Annotated in this window: 27 protein-coding genes and 1 tRNA gene; 8 read left to right on the top strand and 20 right to left on the bottom strand. The window is 53.8% G+C overall.

The features are described from left to right. Window position 1 precedes the first annotated feature (1 nt). Complete coding sequence (gene yejF, locus SK38_RS01735; protein WP_048234885.1) at window positions 2–1,591, top strand: microcin C ABC transporter ATP-binding protein YejF; 1,590 nt, start codon at window positions 2–4, stop codon at window positions 1,589–1,591. A gap of 3 nt (window positions 1,592–1,594) precedes the next feature. Here yejF and SK38_RS01730 read toward each other — a convergent pair whose 3' ends face one another. The 3 genes from SK38_RS01730 to rsuA form a co-directional block, all read right to left on the bottom strand. Beyond that, window positions 1,595–1,939: a YejG family protein gene (locus tag SK38_RS01730; RefSeq protein ID WP_085951589.1), complete on the bottom strand. Its 345-nt coding sequence runs from the start codon at window positions 1,937–1,939 to the stop codon at window positions 1,595–1,597. Between the two features lie 333 nt (window positions 1,940–2,272). After that, complete coding sequence (locus SK38_RS01725; protein WP_003834584.1) at window positions 2,273–3,463, bottom strand: Bcr/CflA family multidrug efflux MFS transporter; 1,191 nt, start codon at window positions 3,461–3,463, stop codon at window positions 2,273–2,275. A 15-nt stretch (window positions 3,464–3,478) separates the two neighbouring features. Further along, the gene (gene rsuA / locus SK38_RS01720) at window positions 3,479–4,186 is read right to left on the bottom strand and encodes a 16S rRNA pseudouridine(516) synthase RsuA (RefSeq protein ID WP_008785291.1); all 708 of its coding nucleotides are present in this window, start codon (window positions 4,184–4,186) and stop codon (window positions 3,479–3,481) included. A gap of 151 nt (window positions 4,187–4,337) precedes the next feature. Here rsuA and SK38_RS01715 point away from each other — a divergent pair, with 151 nt between their 5' ends. Together SK38_RS01715 and rplY are read left to right on the top strand one after the other, a co-directional pair. Then, window positions 4,338–6,098, top strand: a complete 1,761-nt coding sequence (locus SK38_RS01715; RefSeq protein ID WP_048236387.1) for a DNA repair helicase RadD — start codon at window positions 4,338–4,340, stop codon at window positions 6,096–6,098. A gap of 124 nt (window positions 6,099–6,222) precedes the next feature. Then, window positions 6,223–6,507, top strand: coding sequence for a 50S ribosomal protein L25 (gene rplY, locus SK38_RS01710; RefSeq protein ID WP_003027502.1), 285 nt, complete (start codon window positions 6,223–6,225; stop codon window positions 6,505–6,507). A 120-nt stretch (window positions 6,508–6,627) separates the two neighbouring features. Here rplY and yejK read toward each other — a convergent pair whose 3' ends face one another. Further along, window positions 6,628–7,635, bottom strand: a complete 1,008-nt coding sequence (gene yejK / locus SK38_RS01705) for a nucleoid-associated protein YejK (protein WP_048234884.1) — start codon at window positions 7,633–7,635, stop codon at window positions 6,628–6,630. Window positions 7,636–7,769: 134 nt separating this feature from the next. On the opposite strand from yejK, the gene SK38_RS01700 reads away from it, so the two are divergent. The 4 genes from SK38_RS01700 to narP all read left to right on the top strand — a co-directional run bounded on the left by SK38_RS01700 (window position 7,770) and on the right by narP (window position 10,796). After that, entirely contained in the window at window positions 7,770–7,997 is a 228-nt protein-coding gene (locus SK38_RS01700; protein WP_003027506.1) for a YejL family protein, read from the top strand. Window positions 7,998–8,028: 31 nt separating this feature from the next. Beyond that, on the top strand, window positions 8,029–9,789 hold the full coding sequence (gene yejM, locus SK38_RS01695) for an LPS biosynthesis-modulating metalloenzyme YejM (RefSeq protein ID WP_003834595.1): 1,761 nt from the start codon (window positions 8,029–8,031) through the stop codon (window positions 9,787–9,789). A gap of 74 nt (window positions 9,790–9,863) precedes the next feature. Next, window positions 9,864–9,940: transfer RNA gene (locus SK38_RS01690), tRNA-Pro, on the top strand. 208 nt (window positions 9,941–10,148) lie between these two features. Beyond that, entirely contained in the window at window positions 10,149–10,796 is a 648-nt protein-coding gene (gene narP / locus SK38_RS01685; protein ID WP_003834605.1) for a nitrate/nitrite response regulator protein NarP, read from the top strand. 96 nt (window positions 10,797–10,892) lie between these two features. On the opposite strand, the gene SK38_RS01680 is transcribed toward narP, so the two are convergent. The 15 genes from SK38_RS01680 to napF all read right to left on the bottom strand — a co-directional run bounded on the left by SK38_RS01680 (window position 10,893) and on the right by napF (window position 23,078). Further along, entirely contained in the window at window positions 10,893–11,942 is a 1,050-nt protein-coding gene (locus SK38_RS01680; RefSeq protein ID WP_032944027.1) for a cytochrome c-type biogenesis protein CcmH, read from the bottom strand. Continuing rightward, window positions 11,939–12,496 (bottom strand): thiol:disulfide interchange protein DsbE, encoded by a 558-nt coding sequence (dsbE, locus tag SK38_RS01675; RefSeq protein WP_048234882.1) that lies wholly within the window; start codon window positions 12,494–12,496, stop codon window positions 11,939–11,941. The genes SK38_RS01680 and dsbE overlap by 4 nt, the downstream gene beginning before the upstream one ends. Beyond that, window positions 12,493–14,448, bottom strand: coding sequence for a heme lyase CcmF/NrfE family subunit (locus SK38_RS01670; RefSeq protein ID WP_008785295.1), 1,956 nt, complete (start codon window positions 14,446–14,448; stop codon window positions 12,493–12,495). Before SK38_RS01670 ends, dsbE begins: the two co-directional genes overlap by 4 nt. Continuing rightward, window positions 14,445–14,924 carry a cytochrome c maturation protein CcmE gene (gene ccmE, locus SK38_RS01665; protein ID WP_003834619.1) on the bottom strand — a complete coding sequence of 160 codons (480 nt, stop codon included), beginning with the start codon at window positions 14,922–14,924 and terminating at the stop codon, window positions 14,445–14,447. The genes SK38_RS01670 and ccmE overlap by 4 nt, the downstream gene beginning before the upstream one ends. Beyond that, window positions 14,921–15,133 carry a heme exporter protein CcmD gene (gene ccmD, locus SK38_RS01660; RefSeq protein WP_048215892.1) on the bottom strand — a complete coding sequence of 71 codons (213 nt, stop codon included), beginning with the start codon at window positions 15,131–15,133 and terminating at the stop codon, window positions 14,921–14,923. The genes ccmE and ccmD overlap by 4 nt, the downstream gene beginning before the upstream one ends. After that, entirely contained in the window at window positions 15,130–15,867 is a 738-nt protein-coding gene (locus SK38_RS01655) for a heme ABC transporter permease (protein WP_003027538.1), read from the bottom strand. Before SK38_RS01655 ends, ccmD begins: the two co-directional genes overlap by 4 nt. 76 nt (window positions 15,868–15,943) lie before the next feature. After that, window positions 15,944–16,603, bottom strand: coding sequence for a heme exporter protein CcmB (gene ccmB / locus SK38_RS01650; protein WP_048234881.1), 660 nt, complete (start codon window positions 16,601–16,603; stop codon window positions 15,944–15,946). Further along, window positions 16,600–17,220 carry a cytochrome c biogenesis heme-transporting ATPase CcmA gene (gene ccmA, locus SK38_RS01645; protein ID WP_008785298.1) on the bottom strand — a complete coding sequence of 207 codons (621 nt, stop codon included), beginning with the start codon at window positions 17,218–17,220 and terminating at the stop codon, window positions 16,600–16,602. The genes ccmB and ccmA overlap by 4 nt, the downstream gene beginning before the upstream one ends. A 20-nt stretch (window positions 17,221–17,240) precedes the next feature. Beyond that, window positions 17,241–17,843 carry a cytochrome c-type protein NapC gene (napC, locus tag SK38_RS01640; protein ID WP_003027548.1) on the bottom strand — a complete coding sequence of 201 codons (603 nt, stop codon included), beginning with the start codon at window positions 17,841–17,843 and terminating at the stop codon, window positions 17,241–17,243. 9 nt (window positions 17,844–17,852) lie between these two features. Continuing rightward, window positions 17,853–18,302 carry a nitrate reductase cytochrome c-type subunit gene (gene napB, locus SK38_RS01635; protein WP_003834627.1) on the bottom strand — a complete coding sequence of 150 codons (450 nt, stop codon included), beginning with the start codon at window positions 18,300–18,302 and terminating at the stop codon, window positions 17,853–17,855. After that, window positions 18,299–19,162: a quinol dehydrogenase ferredoxin subunit NapH gene (gene napH, locus SK38_RS01630; RefSeq protein WP_003027552.1), complete on the bottom strand. Its 864-nt coding sequence runs from the start codon at window positions 19,160–19,162 to the stop codon at window positions 18,299–18,301. The genes napB and napH overlap by 4 nt, the downstream gene beginning before the upstream one ends. Then, window positions 19,149–19,844 (bottom strand): ferredoxin-type protein NapG, encoded by a 696-nt coding sequence (gene napG, locus SK38_RS01625; RefSeq protein ID WP_003834629.1) that lies wholly within the window; start codon window positions 19,842–19,844, stop codon window positions 19,149–19,151. Before napG ends, napH begins: the two co-directional genes overlap by 14 nt. Window positions 19,845–19,850: 6 nt before the next feature. Next, on the bottom strand, window positions 19,851–22,337 hold the full coding sequence (gene napA / locus SK38_RS01620; protein WP_008785300.1) for a nitrate reductase catalytic subunit NapA: 2,487 nt from the start codon (window positions 22,335–22,337) through the stop codon (window positions 19,851–19,853). Further along, a complete protein-coding gene (gene napD / locus SK38_RS01615; protein ID WP_048215888.1) occupies window positions 22,334–22,597 on the bottom strand; it encodes a chaperone NapD in 264 nt (87 codons plus the stop codon). Before napD ends, napA begins: the two co-directional genes overlap by 4 nt. Then, window positions 22,587–23,078 (bottom strand): ferredoxin-type protein NapF, encoded by a 492-nt coding sequence (gene napF / locus SK38_RS01610; RefSeq protein ID WP_003027564.1) that lies wholly within the window; start codon window positions 23,076–23,078, stop codon window positions 22,587–22,589. Before napF ends, napD begins: the two co-directional genes overlap by 11 nt. 413 nt (window positions 23,079–23,491) lie before the next feature. Here napF and eco point away from each other — a divergent pair, with 413 nt between their 5' ends. Then, window positions 23,492–23,989 (top strand): serine protease inhibitor ecotin, encoded by a 498-nt coding sequence (eco, locus tag SK38_RS01605; RefSeq protein ID WP_048216405.1) that lies wholly within the window; start codon window positions 23,492–23,494, stop codon window positions 23,987–23,989. Window positions 23,990–24,085: 96 nt separating this feature from the next. On the opposite strand, the gene mqo is transcribed toward eco, so the two are convergent. Then, window positions 24,086–25,747, bottom strand: coding sequence for a malate dehydrogenase (quinone) (mqo, locus tag SK38_RS01600; RefSeq protein WP_048234879.1), 1,662 nt, complete (start codon window positions 25,745–25,747; stop codon window positions 24,086–24,088). Window positions 25,748–25,902 lie beyond the last annotated feature (155 nt).

The raw sequence follows: 25,902 nt of genomic DNA, 5'->3' as shown, positions 1-25,902 counted from the left end.
AATGACACAACCTCTGTTAGCCATTGAGAATTTATCGGTAGGTTTTCGTCAACAAGAGACCGTGCGCACCGTAGTCAATGCCCTCTCACTACGGGTTGATGCCGGACAAACGCTAGCGCTGGTGGGCGAGTCTGGATCGGGGAAAAGCGTGACCGCGCTTTCTATCCTACGGTTGTTACCGTCCCCTCCGGTAGTTTACCCTTCCGGGGACATCCGTTTTCACGGTGAATCATTACTTCACGCCAACGAGCAGACGCTTCGCGGCGTACGGGGGAATAAAATCGCCATGATTTTCCAGGAGCCGATGGTGTCACTGAACCCGCTCCACAATCTGGAAAAACAGCTTTATGAAGTGCTGTCGCTGCATAGGGGAATGCGTCGGGAGGCGGCGCGGGCAGAAATCCTGACCTGCCTGGATCGCGTTGGCATCCGTCAGGCGGCCAAACGTCTCGCAGATTACCCACACCAACTGTCCGGCGGTGAACGCCAGCGTGTGATGATCGCCATGGCACTGCTGACACGACCTGAGCTGCTTATTGCTGATGAACCGACTACCGCGCTGGACGTTTCCGTTCAGGCACAGATCCTGCAATTGCTGAGGGAACTACAGCGCGAGCTGAACATGGGATTACTGTTCATCACCCACAACCTGAGTATTGTGAAAAAACTGGCCGATACCGTGGCGGTCATGCAAAACGGCCAGTGCGTTGAGCAAAATAGAGCAGCACAGTTGCTCACTGCGCCAACGCATCCCTACACGAAGAAATTGTTAAACAGCGAACCTTCCGGCGACCCGGTACCTTTGCCTGTCGGGCAAGCTCCGTTGCTGGAAGTGGAAAAACTCCGCGTCGCCTTTCCTATCCGCAAAGGTATCCTGAAACGCGTGGTGGACCACAACGTCGTCGTTAACGACGTCAGTTTTTCCCTCCGGCCCGGTGAAACGCTGGGGCTGGTGGGAGAGTCAGGCTCCGGAAAAAGCACTACCGGACTGGCGCTTCTGCGGTTAATCACCTCGCAGGGAAGCATTGTGTTCGATGGTCTGGCACTGCATACCTTAAATCGACGCCAGCTGTTGCCGGTCCGTCACTGTATTCAGGTGGTATTTCAGGATCCCAACTCCTCGCTGAACCCACGCCTGAGCGTGCTACAGATTATCGAGGAGGGGTTGCGCGTTCATCAGCCTACCCTGTCAGCCGAACAACGCGAGGCACAGGTGAAAGCGGTGATGGAGGAAGTGGGATTGGATAGCGAAACGCGGCATCGTTATCCTGCAGAGTTTTCTGGTGGGCAACGCCAACGCATTGCTATTGCGAGAGCATTGATTCTCAAACCTTCCCTGATCATTCTGGATGAACCAACATCGTCGCTCGACAGGACCGTACAGGCGCAAATCCTGACGTTGTTAAAATCCTTACAGGAAAAGCATCGGCTGGCTTATATTTTTATCAGCCATGATTTGCACGTAGTACGCGCATTATGCCATCAGGTTATTGTGCTACGTCAGGGAGAGGTCGTGGAGCAAGGGCAATGCGAGCACGTCTTTAACGCACCACAGCAGGCCTATACGCGTCAGCTGCTCGCGCTAAGCTGACGCTCAAAAAGGATTGTTGTTTGAAAACGGTTCTGCGATAGCCACGCCGAAGTTTTTCAGTCTGCAGGTCGCGGCAAATTCGTCCTGGCGATTCACAAACAGGCACGGCTCCCCTTCACATTCCAGTACGGAACAAGGAACCTCGATATCACTGAGGGCCTGGCTGAGCTTATGCATGACTGACCACGCGCTGTCACCATCAGGACTGAGCAATTTGAGTGCCACCAGGCTGTTCTCATTACTCTGACCGTTTTGCGGAATCGGTTCAACTTTCGAACCTGCGAAACCCACCGACCAACGATAGCTCTGCGGCAGACGATGAACGATTGAGAGTTGTAATGTCATCACTTTCTTTCCCTGGAAGCACAATCACTTCACAATTATTTTACATCAATATTAACACATCATTGACAATACGTCTTTAGACAGTTGGTAAACGTTTACATCCAGTACTTATGCTGCTTACAGAACCCAGTAATTAAATTTATTCAACGGTTCTGGCATATTTCCGGGCTATATGTACTCGTTTCTGCGATCTAACTCAACCTTTTTAACTACAATGATGTGACTTTTTACATAAATTGATTTTACATAAAATAAACATAAGCGGGGGAAATGATAGATTTGCGGTTGATGTACATCAACTCTGGAGACCTTATGGCCCCCAGGTTGTGTAATAGATCACCGTTTTTGAGCCCGACTGGCGTAAAGATAGAAGAGAATTGAGCAGGTAGCGCAAAATGCGATCGACCATATCATTGGCCAGGCCGAGTTAAAGGTCGCCAGAGACAACAGGGCCCCGACAATGGCGCCAATGCCAAAGCGGAATGTCCCAGCCAGCGATGACGCCGTTCCCGCCATATGCGGAAATTCATCCAGAATAACCGCCATGGCGTTTGATGACACCATCGATACACAGCCAACAAACGCCGCAACGCCAACGACCAGAGCCCAGAACCCCAGCCCAAACAGTGCGCTAAAGACCATCCATCCCGCCATCACGAACTGGATCCACAGACCGGTACGGAACATATTCAATGCCCCAACCCGACGCACAAAGCGACTGTTGATGATAGTCATCACGAACAGGAATACGATGTTCAGTGCGAAGTAATAACCGAAATGCTGCGGTGAAACGTGGTTGATCTCAATGTAAACAAAGGGTCCGGCGCTCAGAAACGAGAACATCCCGGCAAAGCTGAACCCGCTGGCCAGCATATAGCTCAGCACTCGTTTATGACGAAACAGCGAGGCAAAGTTGCCAATAGTGGTACGCAGGCGAAACGGCTGGCGACGCTCTACAGGCAGGGTCTCTTTGATCAGCGTAAAGATCATCACCGACGCCAGAACAGCCGCCATGGCGAGGATCCAAAAGATATAGTGCCAGCTAAGCCATACCAGCACCCAACCACCCACGATAGGTGCCAACAAAGGCGCAATTGTGGTCACCAGCATGACGAATGACATCATGCGTGAGAACTCTTCCTTCGGATAGATATCGCGCATCAGGGCGTTGATAACCACGCTCGCCGCAGCGGCAGCCAGACCGTGGAAGAAACGCATCACGATCAGTTGATCAATAGTTTGCGCCAGGGCACAGGCCACTGCCGCCGCCGCAAACACCAGCGTTCCGCCCAGAATCACCGGCTTGCGCCCAATGCTGTCAGCCATTGGGCCATAGAGCAACTGCCCCACTGCAAACCCCAGAATATAGGTACTGAGGGTCATCTGCGCGCTACCCGCAGGCACACCAAACTGTTCTGAGATAACAGGTAGCGCCGGAAGATACATATCAATCGACAACGGCATCAGCATGGCTAACAAGCCAAGGATAAAGACTATGGCAATTGACGAGTTCTGCCGGGTGGTCACATTTAGCTCCTGAAATTAACGCGGGGTTAAGTTAACGCTGGCGATTTCTTCTTCGGTCAATGGACGGTATTCACCCGGCTCCAGATCGTCATCAAGCCTGATGTCACCAATTCGTTCACGGTGCAGTTCCACAACGTGGTTACCCACCGCGGCAAACATACGTTTTACCTGATGATAACGCCCTTCGCTGATGGTCAATCGCACCTGAGTTGGCGTAATGACCTCCAGAACAGCCGGTTTGGTCAGGTCTTTTTCATTATGCAACTGTACGCCATGGGCAAACTGCTCGGCGGTATCGTCTGCCACTGGCGACTCCAGCGTCACCAGATAGGTTTTCTCACAATGGTGACGAGGAGAGGTGATACGATGCGACCACTGTCCGTCATCGGTCATCAGTACCAGTCCGGTGGTGTCGATATCCAGACGCCCTGCCGCATGCAATTTGTAGGCAACCGGTTCATCAAGGAAATAAAGCACCGTCGGATGATCCGGGTCATCCGTTGAGCAAACATAACCCTGAGGCTTATTCAGCATAAAATAGCGCGGGCCATTTTGTTGAACCAGGGAATTACCGTCATATTCGACGTCGTGTTCTGGTAGCAGCTTAAAGGCACTGTTTTTAACGATTTCACCGTCGACGGTAACGCGGTTAGCACGGATCTCACGCCCGGCAATAGCGCGGCTGACGCCGAGTTGCTGAGCGATAAATTTATCAAGTCGCATGAGTGTGATTTTTGCCTGTAAAAATACGAGAAGCGGGTTTACGCCCGAAAAGTGGGACTATTATCCGCCCAGTATAGCGGTGTTACACCATCCCTCAAGGGAAATGATTCATGGCATACTATACATTGTTGCTGTTTACCTTAATGAGCTCATGATTTTTACTCTTCGCCCGTACCAAAAAGAAGCCGTGGACGCCACGCTCAACCATTTTCGCCACCACCGCACCCCGGCGGTTATCGTCCTGCCAACCGGCGCGGGCAAAAGTCTGGTGATTGCAGAACTGGCCCGCGTGGCACGTGGTCGCGTACTGGTACTGGCGCACGTCAAAGAACTGGTCGCACAAAACCATGCCAAATATTGTGCGCTGGGGCTGGAAGCCGATATTTTTGCCGCAGGCCTGAAGCGTAAAGAGAGCCACGGGAAAGTAGTCTTTGGCAGCGTACAGTCGGTAGCGCGTAATCTGGAGGCCTTTCAGGGTGAATTCTCACTGCTGATCGTCGATGAATGCCACCGTATTGGCGATGATGAAGAGAGTCAGTATCAGCAAATCCTCACTCACCTGACTAAAGTAAATCCCCACTTACGTCTGCTCGGGCTTACTGCCACACCTTTTCGTTTGGGTAAGGGCTGGATTTATCATTTTCATTATCATGGTATGGTGCGCGGCGATGAAAAAGCGCTGTTTCGCGACTGCATTTATGAATTACCGCTGCGCTACATGATTAAACACGGCTACCTGACGCCGCCAGAACGCCTCGACATGCCGGTCGTGCAGTATGACTTTAGTCGCCTGCAGGCGCAGAGTAACGGCCTGTTTAGCGAAGCAGATCTGAATCAGGAGCTGAAAAAGCAGCAGCGAATAACGCCACATATCATCAGCCAGATTATCGAGTTTGCCCAAACCCGCAAAGGGGTGATGATTTTCGCCGCCACCGTTGAGCACGCCAAAGAAATTCAGGGCCTGCTGCCCGCTGACGACGCCGCGCTAATCACTGGAGATACGCCAGGCGCTGAGCGCGACGTGCTGATTGAAGAGTTCAAAGCCCAGCGTTTTCGCTATCTGGTGAATGTATCGGTCCTGACCACCGGCTTCGATGCCCCGCACGTCGACCTTATCGCCATTCTGCGCCCAACAGAGTCAGTTAGCCTTTACCAACAAATTGTTGGTCGTGGGTTGCGCCTTGCACCGGGTAAAACCGACTGTCTGATCCTCGATTACGCCGGCAACCCGCACGATCTGTACGCACCGGAAGTGGGTGCTCCGAAAGGGAAAAGCGACAACGTTCCGGTACAGGTGTTCTGTCCTGCCTGCGGATTTGCAAACACCTTCTGGGGCAAAACCACGGCAGACGGCACGCTGATTGAACATTTTGGCCGCCGCTGCCAGGGATGGTTTGAAGATGATGACGGCCATCGCGAACAGTGCGATTTTCGTTTCCGTTTTAAAAACTGCCCACAGTGCAACGCGGAAAATGACATCGCCGCCCGCCGTTGTCGGGAGTGCGACACGGTGCTGGTTGACCCGGATGACATGCTGAAAGCCGCGCTCAGGCTCAAAGATGCGCTGGTCCTGCGCTGTAGCGGAATGGTGTTACAAAACGGGCTGGATGATAAAGGCGAATGGCTGAAAATCACCTATTACGATGAAGACGGCGCTGACGTCAGCGAACGCTTTCGCCTGCACACTCCCGCGCAGCGTACGGCCTTCGAACAACTGTTTATTCGCCCGCACACCCGAACACCCGGTATACCCTTACGCTGGATAACCGCCGCCGATATCCTCAATCAGCAGGCGTTGTTACGGCATCCTGATTTCGTGGTGGCGCGCATGAAAGGTCAGTACTGGCAGGTCCGTGAAAAGGTCTTCGATTATGAAGGACGCTTTCGTCGGGCACATGAATTACGCGGTTAATCGTACTTTTGATTGATGTACCAGCCGTTTGAGTATAGAATCTCGCCCGCTTTTGCATACGCAAAGCAGATCACTTACCTGTTGCTGGGTCGCCTGTAGCAGGAATTATTAAAGAGAGATTTAAATGTTTACTATCAACGCTGAAGTACGTAAAGAGCAGGGTAAGGGTGCGAGCCGCCGCCTGCGTGCCGCTAACAAGTTCCCGGCAATCATCTACGGTGGCGCAGAAGCCCCGATTGCTATCGAACTGGATCACGATGCAGTTATGAACATGCAAGCTAAAGCTGAATTCTACAGCGAAGTTCTGACCATCGTTGTTGACGGTAAAGAAGTTAAAGTTAAAGCTCAGGCTGTACAGCGTCACCCGTTCAAGCCGAAGCTGTCCCACATCGACTTCGTTCGCGCGTAATCGCAAACAAGTTGAAGAAAAACCCCGCCAAGGCGGGGTTTTTTTATGGGGTTTTGTCATCGATACTGATGGTTCTCGTCGACCGGATAAGGCGTTAACGCTCTCACCCGGCACACGGTTTTATTTCCCGCCAGACGTGCGGCGCTGCAGCTGGTCGCGCAGGTTCGGCGGCGTACCTTTGATGGTCAACGTATCTGTAGCCGGATCCCAGAAAATACGTTCACCCAGTAACATAGCGTCGAAGTTAATGGTTAACCCACCGCCGCTACCGGCAAATTTGGTTAACTGACGCAGCGTACTGCGATCCGCAGGGAAGCTCTCTTCCAGCTCGTAGCCTTTATCAGCGGTAAATTCGCTGAAGCTGACTTCACTGACGCCGGAAAGCTCTTTAGACAGCGACTCCAGTTCGATCTCTTCACCAGCCTGCAGCTGCTCGTTACAGTAGCTGTACACCTGCTGACGCACGTTCTGGCGTTCGGCTTTATCGAGTTGAGCCTCATTGGTAAAGTCATCGAGCGCCTGCAGCAGGCCACGGTTTTGTGCTTTGGCGTTCAAACCTTCACTGGCACCGAGGAAATCCATAAAGAAATCGGCGACTTTGCGCCCTACCCGCCCTTTCAGGAACGTCAGATAGCGCGTGGACTCCGGATTGGTTTCCCACTCGGTTAAATCAATACGCGCCACGATGTCCGCATGATTGATATCCAGATAGTGCGTCGGATTGATATCCAAATTTTCATTGACGCGCATGCTGCTTAAATTGTTCAGCACGGCGACCAGCAGATACTCTACCGCCAGATAGCGGTAATGGCAGAACAGGACAATGCCGCCGTCGGCAAAAGGATATTTCGCCAGCTCGTCCCGCAAGCGTCCGGTCGCGGCACGACTAAATGCCAGAAAATCCTCTTCGCCCTGACGCTGTAAACGCAGCGTTTGCGCCAGTTCACTCTCTTCGCTAAACAGGCCATAGGCTTTATTCTTGGCGCTATACACCCGATGCAACTCAGCCATCATATCGACAACCGTCGCTGTCGGTTCCAGTAATGAATCGCGCAAGACCAGCTCAAGGTTCTGCTCGTCACGTTTGATAAGCTGGTGCAGGGCAATCTGGTTGATATCCAGACTCATGATAAACTCTCCTTTTAGACCGGGCGGTATTCAACCACCTGCCGGGCAGTGACGCAATAGAAGATAAAAAAGCAGAAAAAAAACTGTCTGTACGGTAATATGTTGCCCTTTCATGAACAGACTGATTTCGATTTATGCCACAAATTTCCCGCTATAGTGACGAACACGTTGAACAACTGCTGAATGAGATGCTCAACGTACTGGAAAAACATAAGGCGCCGACCGACCTTTCCCTGATGGTTCTGGGAAACATGGTGACTAACCTTATCAATACAAGCATCGCACCGGCCCAGCGCCAGGCGATTGCCAACTCTTTTGCCCGCGCATTGCAGTCTTCGGTAAACGACGACCAAGCGCATTAAGAGCCTGCTCCGGGGAAACGAACAACAGTTTATGGTAACTCATCGTCAGCGCTACCGTGAGAAAGTCTCCCAGATGGTTAGCTGGGGGCACTGGTTTGCCTTGTTCAACATTCTGTTGGCAATGGTTCTCGGTAGCCGTTACCTGTTTGTCGCCGACTGGCCGACAACCCTTGCAGGTCGTGTTTATTCCTACCTGAGCGTTGTCGGGCATTTTAGCTTTCTGGTGTTTGCCACCTATCTGCTAATCCTGTTTCCCCTGACGTTTATCGTCATGTCCCAGAGGCTGATGCGATTCTTATCAGCTATTCTGGCGACAGCTGGCATGACGCTGTTGTTAATCGACAGCGAAGTTTTCACCCGCTTCCACCTGCACCTTAACCCGATAGTCTGGGAACTGGTCATTAATCCTGACCAGAACGAAGCGGCGCGTGACTGGCAACTGTTGTTTATCAGCGTGCCGGTTATCCTGTTAATAGAAATGTTGTTTGCGACCTGGAGCTGGCAAAAGCTGCGCAGCCTGACGCGTCGTCGCCATTTCGCCAAACCGTTAGCGGCATTCTTCTTCGTTTCTTTTATCGCCTCGCATGTGGTGTATATCTGGGCAGATGCCAATTTCTATCGCCCGATTACCATGCAGCGCGCAAACCTGCCGCTCTCCTACCCGATGACGGCGCGTAAGTTTCTGGAAAAACATGGCCTGTTGGATGCGCAAGAATATCAACGCCGTCTGATCGAACAGGGCAATCCGGAAGCGGTTTCCGTGCAGTACCCGCTCAGCGAACTGCACTATCGCGATATGGGCACCGGCCAGAACGTTCTGCTGATCACCGTAGACGGCCTGAACTACTCACGCTTTGAAAAACAGATGCCTGCGCTGGCTGAGTTTGCCGGGCAGAATATCTCCTTTACGCGTCACATGAGCTCAGGCAACACCACGGATAACGGGATCTTTGGCCTGTTCTATGGTGTATCGCCAAGCTACATGGACGGTATTTTGTCGACCCGAACGCCTGCGGCGCTGATCTCTGCACTGAACCAGCAGGGTTATCAGTTAGGGCTATTCTCCTCGGATGGCTTTACCAGCCCGCTTTATCGTCAGGCGCTGCTGTCAGACTTCTCCATGCCGAGCGTGCAAACGCAATCTGATGAGCAAACCGCAAGTCAATGGATTAACTGGCTGGGACGCTACGCGCAGGAAGATAATCGCTGGTTCTCCTGGGTCTCCTTTAACGGGACAAACCTTGATGACAGTAACCAGAAGAACTTTGCCAAACGCTACGCCAGCGCCGCTCAGGATGTGGATGCCAATATTAACCGTGTTCTTAGCGCCCTGCGCGACTCGGGTAAACTGGACAACACGGTGGTGATTATTACCGCTGGCCGCGGTGTGCCACTGACTCAGGAAGAGAACAACTTTGCCTGGTCGCGCGGTCATCTGCAGGTTCCTCTGGTGATTCACTGGCCGGGAACACCTGCCCAGCGTATCAATAGCCTGACCGATCATACAGACCTGATGACGACGCTGATGCAGCGCCTGCTGCATGTCAGCACGCCGGCTAACGAATACTCGCAGGGGCAGGATTTGTTCAATGCTACACGTCGCCATTACTGGGTGACCGCCGCTGACGGCAGCACGATGGCAGTGACTACGCCAGAGATGACGCTGGTGCTGAACAACAACGGAAATTATCAGACCTATGATTTACGTGGCGAGAAAATAAAAGATCAGAAACCGCAGCTCAGCCTGCTGCTACAGGTTCTGACGGATGAGAAACGATTTATTGCTAACTGATTAATTATAAATCAGTTAGTGAGGCATCCTCTTGCATTCGTAGCGGAAAGCAGTAGTATTAGCAGCCATAGCGTCGGCACGTAGCGCAGCCTGGTAGCGCACCGTCATGGGGTGTCGGGGGTCGGAGGTTCAAATCCTCTCGTGCCGACCAAAAATCCCTAAAAAAACCAACCCTTGGGGTTGGTTTTTTTATGTCTGCGATTCCGCATTCCTGAGTTTTACAGCAGCCTTCAGCACAGGTTTTGCTACTTACCCATGCACAAATTGGGGTAAAATTCATCCTCTCATCAGCGCGATGAATCTGGACGATTGATGCGCTGAAAACAATAATGATACTAATAAAAGCTCAGGAGAATAGTATGCCTGAAGTAACGCCTTTTCGGGTGCTGATTGTCGACGACCACCCACTCATGCGGCGGGGAATTAGTCAATTATTGCAACTGGATCCCGCATTTGACGTAGTCGCTGAAGCAGGCGACGGCGCAAGTGCTATCGATCTGGCAAACCGTCTGGACCTTGATGTGATCCTGCTGGATCTCAATATGAAAGGTATGAGCGGGCTGGACACCCTGAATGCGCTGCGTCGGGACGGCGTCACCGCGCAAATTATTATTCTTACCGTATCGGATGCCGCCAGCGATGTGTACGCCTTAATTGATGCCGGCGCGGATGGTTATTTACTGAAAGATAGCGATCCCGAAGTCTTGCTGGAAGCCATTCGTAACGGCGCCAAAGGTGGTAAAGCGTTTAGCGCTCGTGTTAGCGAATATCTGCGCGAACGTGACCTGTTTGGTGCGCAGGAAGATCCATTCAGCATTCTCACCGAACGCGAGCTGGATGTGTTACACGAGCTGGCTCAGGGGCTGTCGAATAAACAGATTGCGTCGGTACTGAATATTTCCGAACAGACGGTGAAGGTGCATATTCGTAACCTGCTGCGCAAACTCAATGTGCGTTCTCGCGTTGCTGCCACCATCCTGTTTTTGCAAACGCGCGGCATGCAGTAATCAATGAGATGCCGGATGACGACGCAGCAGCGTCTTATCCGGCCTACAAAGCTCGCACAGGCCCGAAAGCAGCACGCCTTCGGGTAATCTGGACTCTTACTTCTCCTGCGGCGTTAGCTGCTCCATCGCCTGCTTAATGCTGCGTTCTATCACCGCCCGACGGGTATCATTGGCCGGTAATAATTTCAGCATCATCTCCCACGCCGCAACCGCCTCGCCGAAGCGCTGCTGTTCAAAAGCGTTAAACGCGTACATGCTGAGAACCCGCACGTTGGCATGCTCGCCGCGCACCAGCTGGCGTAACAGCTCCCCTCCCCGGCGGTTATCGTCAGGATCGGATGAACGGGTCAGTGCTTCCGCATAACCCAGCGCCGCATCGCTGTTTTTAGGATCCAGTCGATAGGCATTGGCATAGGCTTCAGTGGCCGTACTGGCGTTACCGAGTACCATGCCAATACGCCCAAGCATGATCCAACCTTCAACGTTTGTAGGATCGGCTTGTAAACGCGTGCGCAGTCCCAGCGCCAGACGTGTCATATCTTCTTCATTGAGCGGGTCAGCTTTCGGATCCAACGCGCGTTCCAGCAGCGCCGGAGCCTGAGCGGTGGCCTGCTGCCAGACCTGAACCTGCTTATAGCTGCCGGTTTCATAATAGCTCACCGCGCCAACGATCAGCGCCACCACGATGCCGGGCACAAACAACCCAAATCCACCGCGCTTGCCATCCGGGATAACGTCGTCAGGAAACTCTTCCAGCTTCACCCGGACGCGTCGGCGAGTACGGGCAAAAATAATCCAGCCGCCCAAACCAATCGCTACCACCGGCATCACCCACAAAAGCACTGTAAGCGGCGTCAACGGTGGATCGTAGGTGACGAAGTTGCCGTAGCGCGCCACCATGTAGTCGACAATCTCTTTCTGACTTTTTCCTTCCTGCATCAGTTCGTACACTTTCTGGCGCAGGTCAGTGGCAATCATCGAGTTAGAATCGGCGATACTGTTGTTCTGACATTTAGGACAGCGCAGCTGTTCGGTAAGCTGACGGAACTGCTGCTCCTGCGCTTCATCCTTAAACTGCATCACATCGATGGTCGCCAGCGCAGATCCCGAGATAACCAGCATCAGCAGGCCCAGTAAAAATCTCATTGCGCAGCCTCCTTACTGTACTTATCCCACAACGGTTTGAGCTCGCTCTCCCACACCCTGGCATTCAAATCACCAGCATGGCGATAGCGAATAATACCTTTACCGTCGATCAGGAACGTTTCCGGCGCGCCGTACACGCCAAGATCCAGACCGAGCATACCGTCGCCGTCAAACAGGCTTAATGAGTAAGGATTTCCCAGCTCTTTCAGCCAGACAATGGCTTTCTGACGATCGTCTTTATAGTTCAGACCCACCACCCGCACGCCTTGCGCAGACAGCTGGTTCAGATACTGATGTTCGGCACGACAGGTCGGACACCAGGTCGCCCAGACGTTCAGCAGTACCGGTTTGCCCTGGGTCAGCACATCGGCCTGATAATGCTGACCCGGATTCTCCAGCGACTCCAGGCGGAATGTCGGAACGGGTTTGCCGATCAGCGCCGATTCCAGATTCGTGGGATCGTCTCCCTGAGCGTTACGCGCCAGCTGCCACAGCAGCGCCGCCGCAATGATCAGAAAAATAATAAACGGAATTAACAGTGCGTTGCGCTTCATACAGCCTCCGACGCATTTTTTTGCACCGCGGCGCGAGGACGCGCGCGCTGACGATAGCGTGGATCAAACAGGCAGAACAATCCGCCCAGCGCCATCAGCAATCCTCCGGCCCAAATCCAGCGAATAAACGGTTTGTAGTACAGACGCACAGCCCATGCGCCGTTATCCAGTTCTTCACCCAGCGCGGCGTACAGATCGCGCGTGAACCCGCCGTCAATTGCCGCTTCGGTCATCATCGAACTGGTGCTGTTATAGAAGCGTTTTTCCGCATGCAGCGTGGCTTCCGGTTTACCATCTCGGGTAACGCCAATAATGGCGACACCACCCCGGTAGTTAGGTCCGGTAATATCTTTCACTTCGCGGAACGTGAACTGATAGTTATGGATACTGACGCTATCACCCGCTTTCATGCGCACATCGCGTTCAACGCTGTAGTTCTGGCTGAAGGCAATACCGACAATAGTAATCGCCAGCCCAACGTGGCCCGACACCATGCCCCAATAGCTTGGTGTTAACTTCGTTCCGCGGGAAACACGCAGGAACGCTTCGGACATCGCCAGCACAAATATCCAACATGCCATCGCCAGCCCTACCACCGTCATAGCGGCAATGCGATCCTCAAACAACCACGGCAGCAGCAGCGACAGAACAAGCGTGGTGACAAACGCGATAATCAGTAACGTTTTCAGTTTACGCGGTCGGTCACGGCCCCAGCGCACTAATGGCCCAATTCCCAGCAACAGCGCGAACGGCGCCATCAGCCAGGTAAACATAGTGTTGAAGAACGGTTCGCCAATCGAAATGCTGCCCAGACCCAGCTGTTTGTGCACCAGCGGCAGCAGCGTGCCCAAGAGCACCACCAGCATGGCGGCAATCAGCAGAACGTTGTTGCCCAACAGCAGAGATTCACGCGACCACAGCGCGTTGTTTACCCGTGAACGGACCTTGTGACCGCGCACCGCAAACAGCAGCAGGGAGCCGCCAATCACCAATACCATAAAGGCCAGAATAAACATCCCGCGCGACGGATCGGAGGCGAAGGCATGCACCGATACCAACACGCCGGAGCGCACCAGGAAAGTACCTAACAGGCAAAGCGAGAATGCGCAGATTGACAGCAGCAGCGTCCAGGCTTTAAAGCTGGCACGCTGTTCGGTTACCGACAGCGAGTGCATCAGCGCCGTTCCCACCAGCCATGGCATAAACGAGGCGTTCTCAACCGGATCCCAGAACCACCAACCGCCCCAGCCCAGCTCGTAATAGGCCCAGGCCGAACCGAGCACAATACCCAGCGTCAGGAACACCCACGCCGCCAGCGTCCACGGACGCGAAAAACGGGCGAAGGTACTGTCCAGTCGTCCGCTCATCAGCGCGGCAATCGCAAACGCAAAGGCCACGGAGAAGCCGACATACCCCATGTACAGTAACGGCGGATGGAAAATCAGTCCCGGATCCTGCAATAGCGGGTTCAGGTCGCGCCCTTCAATAGGGAAGTTGGGCAACGTACGGGCAAACGGATTGGAGGTAAACAGAATAAACAGCAGAAAGCCAACGCTTACCATCCCCATCACCGCCAGCACGCGAGCAACGATGTCCAGCGGCATTCGCTGGCTGAACGCCGCAACGGCGAACGTCCAGCCGCTCATCAGCAGCACCCATAGCAACAGCGAGCCTTCATGAGCCCCCCAGGTTGCTGCCACCCGATACCAGACCGGAAGCTGGGTATTGGAGTTGCTGGCAACGTAGGTGACGGTAAAGTCATTAACCACGAAGGCGTTGACCAGAATCAGGAACGCCCCCATCACACAGATAAACAGAACCCAGGCAAAAGGCCGCGCGGAGGCCATCATTCGCACGTCGCCGCGCGCTACGCCCCACAGCGGATAGACCGACAGTAGTAACGCCACGCCGAGCGCAAGGCACAACAGCGCATTGCCAATTTCAGGCATCATGACGTTTTATCCTTATAAACACTTTCCGGGCGACGATGGTTTTCCTGCATCGCTTTTTCGACTTCCGGCGGGGTGTAATTCTCATCATGTTTGGCAAGAACCTCTTTGGCCTGCACATGATTTCCTTCGTCCAGTTCGCCCTGAACAACGACACCCTGCCCTTCGCGGAACAGATCCGGCAGAATGCCTTCGTAGGTGACATCCACCACACCTTCGGCGTCATAGATACTGAAATTCACCTTCAACGACTGCGGATCGCGCTTTACGCTACCGGGCATCACCATTCCGCCCACGCGCAGGCGCTGACCGACTTCGGGCATCTGCTGCGTTTCGCGCTTACCGTAGAGTATCTCTCCCGGCGTATAGAACAGGTCAATATTAGAACGCAGCGCATAAAGCACCAGCGTAATGGTCAACGCCAGACCCGCCAGTACCGCACAGGCTATCCATAACCGATTTTTACGTCGAATATTCACGCCGCCTCCCGTTGCACTTGCGCCGCACGCATACGCGCTTCTCTCGCCCGCTGCTGCGCCACACCGCGTAAAATTGCGCGATGTTGTAACGTGGAATGCAGTACCAGCACCACCAGCGGGATAACGCTCATCGCTACGGCAAGCCAGACATACAAGGCGTAGCCGCCCATCGCGAAAAAATCACTCCATGATGCAAATGCAGGGGTCATTGGCGGCCTCTTTTTAAGATCAGTTCGCTCACCCACGGGCGGCGTTTTTCCATCATCAAAATCAGGTTACGCATGCGCATCAGCGCCAGCGTGACAAACAGTAACAGGTAGCCGACGATCGCCAGACGCAGCGGCGTACGCATCGCCGGATCGATGCTTTGCTGCATGCGGGTAGAACCCTGATGCAGCGTATTCCACCACTCAACCGAATAGTGGATAATCGGTAAGTTGACCACGCCAATCAGCACCAGAATACCGGCGGCACGACCAGCCAGACGGCGGTCGTCAAAGGCATGCCACAGCGCAATGGCGCCCACGTAGAGAAACAGCAGCACCAGTTCAGAGGTGAGTCGGGCATCCCAGACCCACCAGGTTCCCCACATCGGTTTGCCCCATGCGGAGCCGGTCACCAGCGCAATAAAGGTAAACACTGCACCAATCGGCGCCATCGCAGCCAGCGCCAGATTGGCCATTTTCATCTGCCAGACCAGGCCGATAAACGCGGCAACAGCCATCGAGGCATAAATGCCCATCGACCAGATTGCCGCCGGAACGTGCAGATAAATAATGCGATAGCTCTGCCCCTGCTGATAATCCGCAGGCGCAAAACCAAAGCCCCAGACCCATCCCGTTATCAGTACCACCGCGCTGGCAATCGCCAGCCACGGGATAAACCAGCCACAGATCTGATAGAGCCGAGGGGGCATCGCCAATTGATGAAGTGTTTTCCACATAGTTCAGTCACCAGACTCCATAAATTAAAATCCGTTGTGCCAGAGCGCCTTGCCCGGCCTACACATCTAATTCTCGTTACTGCACGCTTATCCGTAACGCCGCGGCTGTGGCAAACGGGCTTAACGTGGCGCTGCCGACCAGCAACGCGCCCAGAATTGCCATGTACCCTTCAACCGGTAAGTGCATAGAAGCCGCATCCATCGCGGCGGTTGCAAAAATCAGTAAGGGTATGGTGAGCGGGAGCACCAGCACGCTTAACAACACGCCGCCGCGCTTTAAGCCCACCGTCAACCCCACACCCGGCGCACCGAGGAAGCTCAGCGTCGGCGTTCCGAGTAACAACGTCAGCGCCATAATTTTCCAGCCGTACATATCCATGCCCAGCAGCAGCGCCACTAGCGGCGAGAGAATCAACAGCGGCAGGCCGGTCACGACCCAGTGCGCCATCACTTTCGCCAGCACCACGGCCGGTAGCGGTAACGGCAGCAGCATCAGTTGCTCAAGGCTGCCGTCCTGCAGATCATCACGAAACAGGCGTTCCAGCGCCAGCAATGACGCCAGCAGCGCCGCAACCCAAATGATGCCCGGCGCAATGCGCGCCAGTAGCTGCGGCTCCGGCCCAATGCTCAGGGGGAACAGCGTAATAACAATCAGGAAGAACCATAAAGGATTGGCGATTTCCGCACTATGACGAAACGCAACTCGCAGTTCTAAACGGAAGATTCGCCACATCATTGCGTTGCCCTCTCGCTGGTCAGCGCAATACGTCGCACTTTATCGGTTTCGACATTGAGCGGTTGGTGGGTGGTGAGAATAACAATACCGCCCTGCTCCGTATGCTGCGCCATACGCTGAGTCAGTCGCTCAACGCCGTTCACATCAATGGCGGTAAAGGGTTCATCGAGGATCCACAGCCGGGCGCGGGTCAGCCACAAACGGGCCAGCGCCACGCGCCGCTGTTGTCCGGCGGAGAGCTGGTTCACCGGAATATCTTCATATCCGGCAAGTCCCGCCTGTGCCAGCGCAGCCAGACACTGTGCAATGTCGCCGTCATGATGGAAGAAACGCAGGTTCTCCAACGCCGAAAGCCGGGTTTTTATCCCCGGCTGATGTCCGATCCACAGCAGTTGCTGATGGTAGCTGTCCCGCACGTGATGCAGCGGCTGCTCTTGCCAGCAAACCTCCCCTGCATCGGGACGCGCCAGCCCGGTAAGCAACCGCAGCAGAGTGGTTTTCCCTGCGCCGTTGCTGCCGGTAATTTGTACCCATTCCCCTGCGTTGACGCGAAATGACAGATTGCTGAACAGTATTCTGTCATCTCGCTCGCAAAGTAATTCTCTGGCTTCAAGCATACCTGGTTATCTACATCCTGTTAAAATCCCGGTTTGACTTCGCGCATATCAGGCAGTTTGTGCGCTATCCCTTTATGACAGTCAATACAGGTTTGCCCGTCTTTCACGGCCTGGTCGTGCATTTTGGCCGCAACGCCTTTCTGGGCGGTTAAATCCATAAACTCGAAGTTGTGACAGTTTCGGCACTCTTGCGAATTATTATCTTTCATACGCCGCCACTCATTTTGCGCCATCGTCAGACGATGGTCTTCAAATTTCTGCGGTGTATCTATCAGCCCCAGTGCTTTCGCGTACAGCTCTTTACTGGCCTTGATCTTACGAATCATTTTCGGGCCCCACTCATGCGGGACGTGGCAATCAGGGCAAGTCGCTCGCACACCACTGCGGTTGTTGTAGTGTACGGTTTCCATGTATTCCTGGTATACCGTATTGCGCATTTCGTGACAGCTAATGCAGAACTCTTCTGTATTGGCCTTTTCCATACCGGTATTAAAGCCGCCCCAGAAAATAATGCCGCCCACAAAGCCGATTAACAACAGCGTGCCGAGCGCCAGACGGCTGGGGCGACGCCACCATTGCCAGACGCGCTTAATCCAGCCTGGTTTACGGTTAGAATTTTCCATAATGACCTCTTATTTCCCGTAACCTTTCGAGGGGGTGAAGGTATTTTCAACAATCGGCGCGGCGTCAGCCTGCGGAACGTGACATTGCAGGCAGAAATAACGACGCGGCGCAACTTCAGCCAATACCTTGCCGTCGCTGTCCATAAAGTGCGTCGGACTGATGCGCGGCGCACCGGTAGTGCGATAGCTTTCCACACCGTGGCATTGCAGGCAGCGGTTAGTGTTAGTCGTCACCTGATACCCTTCAACGCTATGCGGAACCATCGGCGGCTGATTCACATAGTTCAGCGGCATGCGCTCTTGCTCTTTCGGCATGCGAATCGCCCCTTCCTGTGTTCCTGAGACTTCCGGTGACTGGCTCAGATCCACTCCATTTGCAGCCCAAACGGCCCCACTGACGACCAGGGCAAGCAGGGCCGTCCATTGACACAGCGTCTTAATCAGGTCATGGCTTTTCATGATTTCGCTCCCGAACTCCATCGTGTTGTTATTGTAAAAACATCCTCAGAACAGACATCCACGCAGCGACCGCAGGCCATGCAATCGCGGCTGGTTACCTGCACCGGACTTTGCTCATCCAGCACCGGCGCACGTAGCACATGCGGTTCCGGGCAAACATGAAAACAATCCATACAGCGGTTACATCTGTTACGTTCTTTTGCCGAAACGGTTAATGCCCCTTTGCTTCCCACCACGCTATACAGCGCACCCAGTGGGCAAAGATGCCCGCACCAGCCATGCTCAACGACCAGTAAATCAAATAAAAACAGCGCGAGGATCAGCAGCGCTCCGCTACCGAATCCCATTACCAGGCTCCGTCCAAGCAGAGAGACTGGATTTATCCACTCCCACAACAGCGTACCGGTCAGGGCGGAACCGACCAGGATAACCACCAGCAGGACGTACCGTATATGGCGCGGCAGGGTTGCGGACTGATTCAGGTCAAACCTTCTGCGCAACCAACTGGCTAAATCGGTAACCGGGTTCATGGGACAAACCCAGCTACAAAACAGCCGCTTACCGGCCAGGGCATACAGCACCGTGATGATGGCTGCTCCCGTTAACGCCACCGTCGCCGGCAGATGCCCGCTGGCCAGGCTTTGCAGAGTAATCAGCGGATCGGTGAACGGGATAGCGTCCAGCAACAGGCTGCTACTGTAGTTGCCATGCAGGATCCACACGCCAAGCCACGGGCCGCTGAGGAACATCGCCAGTATCAGAAACTGACTCAAACGACGCAGCAGCAGCCAGCGATGACTCTTCCACCACCCTTTTTTTGCCTGCGCTTCACGCCCCGCATCACGTTTACGATTTGCCATTGTTCCCCTCCAGCCAACCGAAGCGGTAATGGTGTCCTAACTCCCCTTTCGCCAGCGACAGCGGCAGCACTTTTATTGCTGGCTGTTCCAGTACGCAGACTTTTTCGCATTTCCCACAGCCGGTACAGGCATCGCTGTGCACGGTCGGAATAAACCGCGCATGCTTGCCGGTACGCATGTTGCGGTCCAGCTCCAGGGTGATCGCCTCATCAATTTTCGGGCACTCGCGATAGCAAACGTCGCAGCGTAATCCCTGATAGTTGAGGCAGTTTTCGTGATCCAGCAGTACCGCCAGCCCCATACGCGAATCGTCAATGGATTCAATTTCCCTGTCCAACGCGCCGCTCGGGCAGACTTTGGCACACGGAATGTCCTCACACATTTCGCAGGGAATATCACGGGCGACAAAATATGGCGTACCGGCCGCCAGCCCGGAGGCCAGCGTTGCCAGCTTCAGCGTGTCATAGGGACATGCCTGAACGCACTGACCACAACGTACGCAGGCGCTGGCGAATGCCTCCTCGCTCAGTGCACCTGGCGGGCGCAACCGCACGCCGGTTGCGCGTGCGGTTTGTTGTTGCAACCCCAGCGCCACGCCAACGACGGCCAGCCCGCCCGCTGCGCGAACCATATCGCGCAGAAAGCGGCGGCGGCCATTTTGGGGTTTTGCTGACCGGGACATAACGCGTTACACCTTCGCCAGTTTCACGGCGCACTTCTTGAAATCCGTCTCTTTGGAGAGCGGATCCGTCGCATCCAGCGTCAGGTTGTTCACCAGCTGTGCGGCATCGAAGAACGGCATATACACCAGCCCCTGCGGCGGACGGTTACGACCGCGTGTTTCAACAATCGAAATCACTTCGCCACGACGGGAAATCACTTTGACCTTATCGCCACGGCGCAGATCGCGTGCTTTTGCATCCAGCGGGTGGATAAACAGCACGGCTTCCGGGAAAGCACGGTGCAGTTCAGGCACACGACGCGTCATACTGCCGGTATGCCAGTGTTCCAGCACACGTCCGGTAGACAGCCACAGGTCATATTCTTTATCCGGCGCTTCAGCAGCAGGCTCAAATGGCAGCGCGAAGATAACCGCTTTACCGTCCGGTTTACCGTAGAACTTGTAGCTTTCACCTGCTTTCACGTAAGGGTCGTTGCCTTCGCTGTAGCGCCACTGGGTCTCTTTACCCTCAACGACCGGCCAGCGTAAACCGCGCGCTTTGTGGTAATCGTCAAATGGGGCAAGATCGTGCCCGTGACCGCGGCCAAACCAGGCGTACTCTTCGAACAAGCCTTTTTGCAGATAGAAGCCCAGCTCGCGGGATTCATCGTTTAGTTGATCTTCAGCCAGTTCAGTCACTGGGAATTTCGTTACTGCTGGCGTAGCAAACAGCACGTCATACAGCGTTTTACCGCGCAGTTCCGGTTTTTGTGCCAGCAGCTCTTCCGGCCATACTTCTTCTGTTTTGAAGCGACGAGAGAATTGCACCAGTTGCCACAGATCCGATTTCGATTCGCCCGGCGCTTTAATTTGCTGACGCCAGAACTGTGTACGGCGTTCCGCGTTCCCGTAGGCGCCTTCTTTCTCTACCCACATCGCGGTCGGCAGGATCAGGTCAGCCGACAGGGCGCTGATCGTCGGGTACGGATCGGAGACGATGATGAAGTTACGCGGATCGCGCCAGCCCGGCATACGCTCTTCGTTGATGTTCGGACCGGCCTGCATGTTGTTAGTACACATCGCCCAGTAGACATTGAGCTTGCCATCTTTCAGCGCGCGGTCTTGCGCCACGGCGTGCAGACCAACTTTTGCCGGAATGGTCCCTGACGGAATATTCCAGTGCTTCTCACAGATATCGCGGTGTTTTTCGTTCGTTACCACCATGTCCGCAGGCAGACGGTGGGAGAACGTACCGACTTCACGCGCGGTGCCGCACGCTGAAGGCTGGCCGGTCAGAGAGAACGGGCCGCAGCCTGGCTGGGAGATTTTGCCAGTCAGCAAGTGCAGGTTATAGACCAGGTTGTTGGCCCACACGCCGCGGGTGTGCTGGTTAAAGCCCATCGTCCAGTAGGAGATGACTTTTTTCTTCGGATCGGCATACAGCTGCGCCAGCTGTTCCAGCTGATCTTTCGGCACACCGGTCATTTCGGCGGTTTTATCCAGCGTGTACTCAGCAACGAAGGCTTTGTAATCCTCAAAGCTCATCGGTTCAGAAGCATCGGATCCCGGGTTTTTCGCCGCTTTTTCCAGCGGATGGGTTGGACGCAGACCGTAGCCGATGTCCGTCACGCCTTTACGCAGGTTAACGTGCTTGCTAAAGAAATCCTGGTTAATCGCATTGTTTTGAATGATGTAGTTCGCGATGTAGTTGAGGATCACCAGATCGGTTTGCGGCGTGAAGACCATACCGTTATCCGCCAGCTCAAAGCTGCGGTGCTGGAAGGTGGAAAGAACCGCGACGTTAACATTAGGATCGGACAGACGACGGTTGGTGATGCGCGACCACAGGATCGGGTGCATCTCTGCCATATTCGCGCCCCACAGGACGAAGGCATCCGCATGTTCGATATCGTCATAGCAGCCCATCGGTTCATCCATACCGAAGGTACGCATAAAACCGACTACCGCTGAGGCCATGCAGTGACGTGCGTTCGGGTCGATGTTATTGGAACGGAAACCCGCTTTAAACAATTTGGCAGCGGCATAACCTTCCCAAATCGTCCACTGGCCAGAGCCGAACATACCGATAGACTCCGGGCCTTTCTCTTTCATCGACGTTTTGAATTTCTCTTCCATCACGTCAAAGGCCTGGTCCCAGCTAATCGGGGTGAACTCGCCTTCTTTGTGATACTTGCCGTCTTTCATGCGCAGCATCGGCTGCGTTAAACGGTCTTTTCCGTACATGATTTTCGGCAGGAAGTAACCTTTGATGCAGTTAAGCCCACGGTTAACCGGCGCATCCGGATCGCCCTGGCATGCCACAACACGCCCTTGCTGCGTTCCGACCAATACGCCACAGCCTGTCCCGCAAAAACGGCACGGGGCTTTGTCCCATTTGATGGCTTCTTGCTGACCGACTACCGCGCGGGCAACGCCCGGCACGCTTAACCCGGCAGCCGCCGCAGCGGCCGCAACGGCGTTAGCTTTCATAAAGCTACGACGACTGAGTTTCATGGTGTTTCCTCACCTTGCTCATCCTGCTGGTGGTAAACCAGCGACACCGCCAGTACGCCCGCAACGTTGCGTACTGACTCAATTGTTTTCATTAGCGTTTCACTTTGCTCAGCTTCCACCACCACAATCAACTGACCACTTTCCACATCGCTGAGTGCAACTTCGCAACCGGAAAAGGAACGCAACTGCGTGGCGATATCGTTGATATGCTGGCTTTTGGCCTGAACGACCAGGCTGCAGACCTGCCAGTTATTGTCCATGGTTGTACTCCGCGTTAATGGCTGATACCGGGCAGATAGCGACACAGGCGCCACATCCGTTACAGTCCTGATTGTCGAGCTGCGGCTGATAAATGCCGGAAAGCGTGGGGCGAAAGGTTATTGCCATGGGCTCACAGCTATCCTGACAGCGGTGACATTCAACGGACTGATGTGCGAGACAGTTTTCCCCAATCGTAAAATTCAGATCCCATGCCCTGGTGTGGCGCGGAAGAAAAAGTGATTCGGGACAGGCTTCTGCGCAGGCATAGCAAAAGCTGCACTCGCCGTGTTTGAAATTTACGCTCGGGTAACCACCCTGGCCTCGCTGCAGGATGTCGGTTTCGCACGCCTGGATGCAGGCGTCACAACGGAGGCAATGGGCCAGAAAGTGAGAGTCTTCCTTGCTCCACGGCGGACGAATCCCTGCGCTGGCGTTTCGCCAACTGCCTGTCAACATGCCTCGACGGGATAAATCAACCATGACATTGTCCTTCCATAATGACGCCCTCCCTCGGCGGGTTGAACGACATAAAAAACTGCACTATTTATGAGTAGTTATTTTTAGCCGTAAGATATTTCAGGATGTGTTAGAGGTGCATACCCCAATTGGGGTAAATGCTGTTGCCGGATCAAAGGAGTGTTGAGTTGGCGGGAAAAAATGCGCTTTTGCTCACATTTCAATGAGTTATATAACGATGTATATAACGACTTACTCAAAAAGACAAAGATCTCAATATTAGGATAATTCCTAGGATATATCGCTACCATGGAAACGAAACGCTACCTAATACACTTTAAATATAAGTAAATCCAGATTAATAGATTATCCAAATATGTTAACCTGCTACAGACTCGTTCATAAGACAGAAGAAAGGAAACACTGTGAACAATAAGATGAAGACAATTGTCCCTGCCGTACTTTTCGCCGCCTTTGCCAGCACCTCTGCATGGGCTGCCAGTAACGATACCGCCGCTCAGCCGCTGGAAAAAGTCGCCCCTTATCCCAAGGCGGAAAAGGGTATGAAGCGCCAGGTTATCCAGCTTACCCCTGAGAAAGATGAATCTACTCTGAAAGTAGAACTGCTGATCGGACAAACGCTGGAAGTTGACTGTAACCAACACCGCCTGGGCGGAGAACTGGACAGCAAAACGCTGGAGGGTTGGGGATATGACTACTATGTCTTTGACAAAGTTACGTCTCCGGTTTCAACCATGATGGCCTGCCCGGACGGTAAGAAAGAGAAGAAATTCATTACTGCGCATCTGGGTGATGACGGCATGCTGCGTTACAACAGCAAGTTGCCGATTGTGGTCTATACCCCGGAAAACGTGGACGTTAAATACCGTATCTGGAAAGCGGAAGACAAAATTCAGGACGCAGTCGCGCGCTAAGTGAGAATGTGCCGGATGGCAGCGTACCGCCTTATCCGGCCTACAGACGCATAAACAATGCCGGATAAGCGCAGCAGCGCCATCCGGCATTTTATTTTACAGCGCGATATCCGCGACGGCTTTCTGTTCAGGCTGAGGTTGTGCCTGAGGTTTCAGCTGTGGTTTCGGCGCTTCATCAGCAACCTGCGGCTTGTCATATTTCAGACCCAGAACCTCACTGGTGTACTGCAGCTCTTGTTCCGTAGCCTCAACGTTACCGTTCAGCTTAGTACCATAAGACGGAATAATGGTTTTCAGCTTCGCCTGCCACTCGGGGCTGGCTACTTTATCTTTAAACACTTTTTCCATCAGATGCAGCATGATCGGTGCCGCGGTTGATGCGCCCGGAGAAGCTCCCAGCAGCGCTGCAATCGTGCCTTCTTTATCGCTGACGACTTCAGTGCCCAGACGCAGCACGCCGCCCTTCTCCGCATCGCTTTTGATGATCTGCACACGCTGGCCAGCCTGCCATAAACGCCAGTCTTCTTTTTTCGCCTGCGGATAGTACTCTTGCAGCACAGCAAAACGGTCGTCGTCGCTGAGCATCACCTGGCTCACCAGATATTTCACCAGATCGAAGTTATCCAGACCCACGTTGACCATCGGCATAAAGTTTGAGGTGGTGGTCGAGCTGAGCAGATCCCACAATGAACCATTCTTCAGGAACTTGGTGGAGAATGTCGCGAATGGCCCAAACAGCACAACGCGCTTGCCATCAAGGATACGGGTGTCGATATGCGGTACAGACATCGGCGGCGCGCCAACGGAGGCCTGACCGTACACTTTCGCCAGGTGGCGATTGACCACATCCGGGTTTTCCGCAACCAGGAACTGCCCGCCCACCGGGAATCCGGCATAGCCTTTCGCTTCCGGAATGTCGGTTTCCTGCAACAGCTTCAGCGCAGCGCCACCGGCACCGATAAAGACAAACTTCGCCTTGATATCGTGTTCCGCTTCGTTATTTTTCAGATCGGCGACTGTGACAGTCCAGCTATTATCGGCATTACGCTTAAAGCCACGCACTTCGGTGCTCAACTGCAGCGCAAAGTTGGGCTTTTTCTGCAATGAGGTAATCAGTTGGCGGGTGATTTCGCCGTAATTCACGTCAGTACCAATCTCGGTACGCGTTGCCGCGACTTTCTGCTGCGGATCGCGACCTTCCATGACCAGCGGCGCCCACTCTTTGATCTGCGCGTGGTCTTCGGAATAGCGCATACCACGGAACAGCGTGCTCTGCTGCAGTGCGGTGTAACGGGCACGAAGGAAGTTCACGTTCTCGTCACCCCAGACAAAACTCATGTGCGGAACGGTGGTGATAAACGAGCGTGGTTCATGCATTACGCCATTATTGACCTGATAGGCCCAAAACTGGCGGGAAATCTGGAAGGCTTCGTTAATTTCGACTGCCTTTTCAATGCTGATGCTACCGTCGGCCTTTTTAGGCGTGTAGTTCAGCTCCATCAGTGCGGAGTGGCCGGTTCCGGCGTTATTCCAGCCGTTTGAGCTTTCCTGCGCTACACCATCCAGTCGCTCAACCATGGTCATTGACCATTGCGGCTCCAGCTCCTGTAAATAGGTTCCCAGCGTGGCGCTCATGATGCCGCCGCCAATCAACAGTACATCCGTTTCCTGCTCTTCCGCCGCTTTCGCTTTTGCCGCCATCGAGACAACATTCAGCCCAACGGCCATGGTGAAGAGCATGGCAGTCACTTTTTTCATAATGTTAATGCCTTACTTTTAGTATCGCTTTTTTGCTTTTAATGCAGGTGAAAATCGAGCGGCACCAACGGTAACACTTAAGTAAAAATAATTAAATAAAGTTTATAAATTATATTTAATTTTTAAAAATGTTATTAATACGTTGATAGCTTATG

The sequence above is a fragment of the Citrobacter sp. MGH110 genome, from assembly GCF_001037515.1.
GTDB classification, from domain to species: Bacteria; Pseudomonadota; Gammaproteobacteria; order Enterobacterales; family Enterobacteriaceae; genus Citrobacter; species Citrobacter portucalensis.
This window is presented reverse-complemented; position numbering and strand designations above follow the sequence as displayed.

Bases quoted from the DNA above. Each gene is read 5' to 3' on its own strand.
- yejF (WP_048234885.1), top strand. From the start codon at position 2: ATGACACAACCTCTGTTAGCCATTGAGAATTTATCGGTAGGTTTTCGT.
- rsuA (WP_008785291.1), bottom strand. From the start codon at position 4,186: ATGCGACTTGATAAATTTATCGCTCAGCAACTCGGCGTCAGCCGCGCT.
- SK38_RS01715 (WP_048236387.1), top strand. From the start codon at position 4,338: ATGATTTTTACTCTTCGCCCGTACCAAAAAGAAGCCGTGGACGCCACG.
- rplY (WP_003027502.1), top strand. From the start codon at position 6,223: ATGTTTACTATCAACGCTGAAGTACGTAAAGAGCAGGGTAAGGGTGCG.
- yejK (WP_048234884.1), bottom strand. From the start codon at position 7,635: ATGAGTCTGGATATCAACCAGATTGCCCTGCACCAGCTTATCAAACGT.
- SK38_RS01700 (WP_003027506.1), top strand. From the start codon at position 7,770: ATGCCACAAATTTCCCGCTATAGTGACGAACACGTTGAACAACTGCTG.
- yejM (WP_003834595.1), top strand. From the start codon at position 8,029: ATGGTAACTCATCGTCAGCGCTACCGTGAGAAAGTCTCCCAGATGGTT.
- narP (WP_003834605.1), top strand. From the start codon at position 10,149: ATGCCTGAAGTAACGCCTTTTCGGGTGCTGATTGTCGACGACCACCCA.
- SK38_RS01680 (WP_032944027.1), bottom strand. From the start codon at position 11,942: ATGAGATTTTTACTGGGCCTGCTGATGCTGGTTATCTCGGGATCTGCG.
- dsbE (WP_048234882.1), bottom strand. From the start codon at position 12,496: ATGAAGCGCAACGCACTGTTAATTCCGTTTATTATTTTTCTGATCATT.
- SK38_RS01670 (WP_008785295.1), bottom strand. From the start codon at position 14,448: ATGATGCCTGAAATTGGCAATGCGCTGTTGTGCCTTGCGCTCGGCGTG.
- ccmD (WP_048215892.1), bottom strand. From the start codon at position 15,133: ATGACCCCTGCATTTGCATCATGGAGTGATTTTTTCGCGATGGGCGGC.
- SK38_RS01655 (WP_003027538.1), bottom strand. From the start codon at position 15,867: ATGTGGAAAACACTTCATCAATTGGCGATGCCCCCTCGGCTCTATCAG.
- ccmB (WP_048234881.1), bottom strand. From the start codon at position 16,603: ATGATGTGGCGAATCTTCCGTTTAGAACTGCGAGTTGCGTTTCGTCAT.
- ccmA (WP_008785298.1), bottom strand. From the start codon at position 17,220: ATGCTTGAAGCCAGAGAATTACTTTGCGAGCGAGATGACAGAATACTG.
- napC (WP_003027548.1), bottom strand. From the start codon at position 17,843: ATGGAAAATTCTAACCGTAAACCAGGCTGGATTAAGCGCGTCTGGCAA.
- napB (WP_003834627.1), bottom strand. From the start codon at position 18,302: ATGAAAAGCCATGACCTGATTAAGACGCTGTGTCAATGGACGGCCCTG.
- napH (WP_003027552.1), bottom strand. From the start codon at position 19,162: ATGGCAAATCGTAAACGTGATGCGGGGCGTGAAGCGCAGGCAAAAAAA.
- napG (WP_003834629.1), bottom strand. From the start codon at position 19,844: ATGTCCCGGTCAGCAAAACCCCAAAATGGCCGCCGCCGCTTTCTGCGC.
- napA (WP_008785300.1), bottom strand. From the start codon at position 22,337: ATGAAACTCAGTCGTCGTAGCTTTATGAAAGCTAACGCCGTTGCGGCC.
- napD (WP_048215888.1), bottom strand. From the start codon at position 22,597: ATGGACAATAACTGGCAGGTCTGCAGCCTGGTCGTTCAGGCCAAAAGC.
- napF (WP_003027564.1), bottom strand. From the start codon at position 23,078: ATGGTTGATTTATCCCGTCGAGGCATGTTGACAGGCAGTTGGCGAAAC.
- eco (WP_048216405.1), top strand. From the start codon at position 23,492: ATGAAGACAATTGTCCCTGCCGTACTTTTCGCCGCCTTTGCCAGCACC.
- mqo (WP_048234879.1), bottom strand. From the start codon at position 25,747: ATGAAAAAAGTGACTGCCATGCTCTTCACCATGGCCGTTGGGCTGAAT.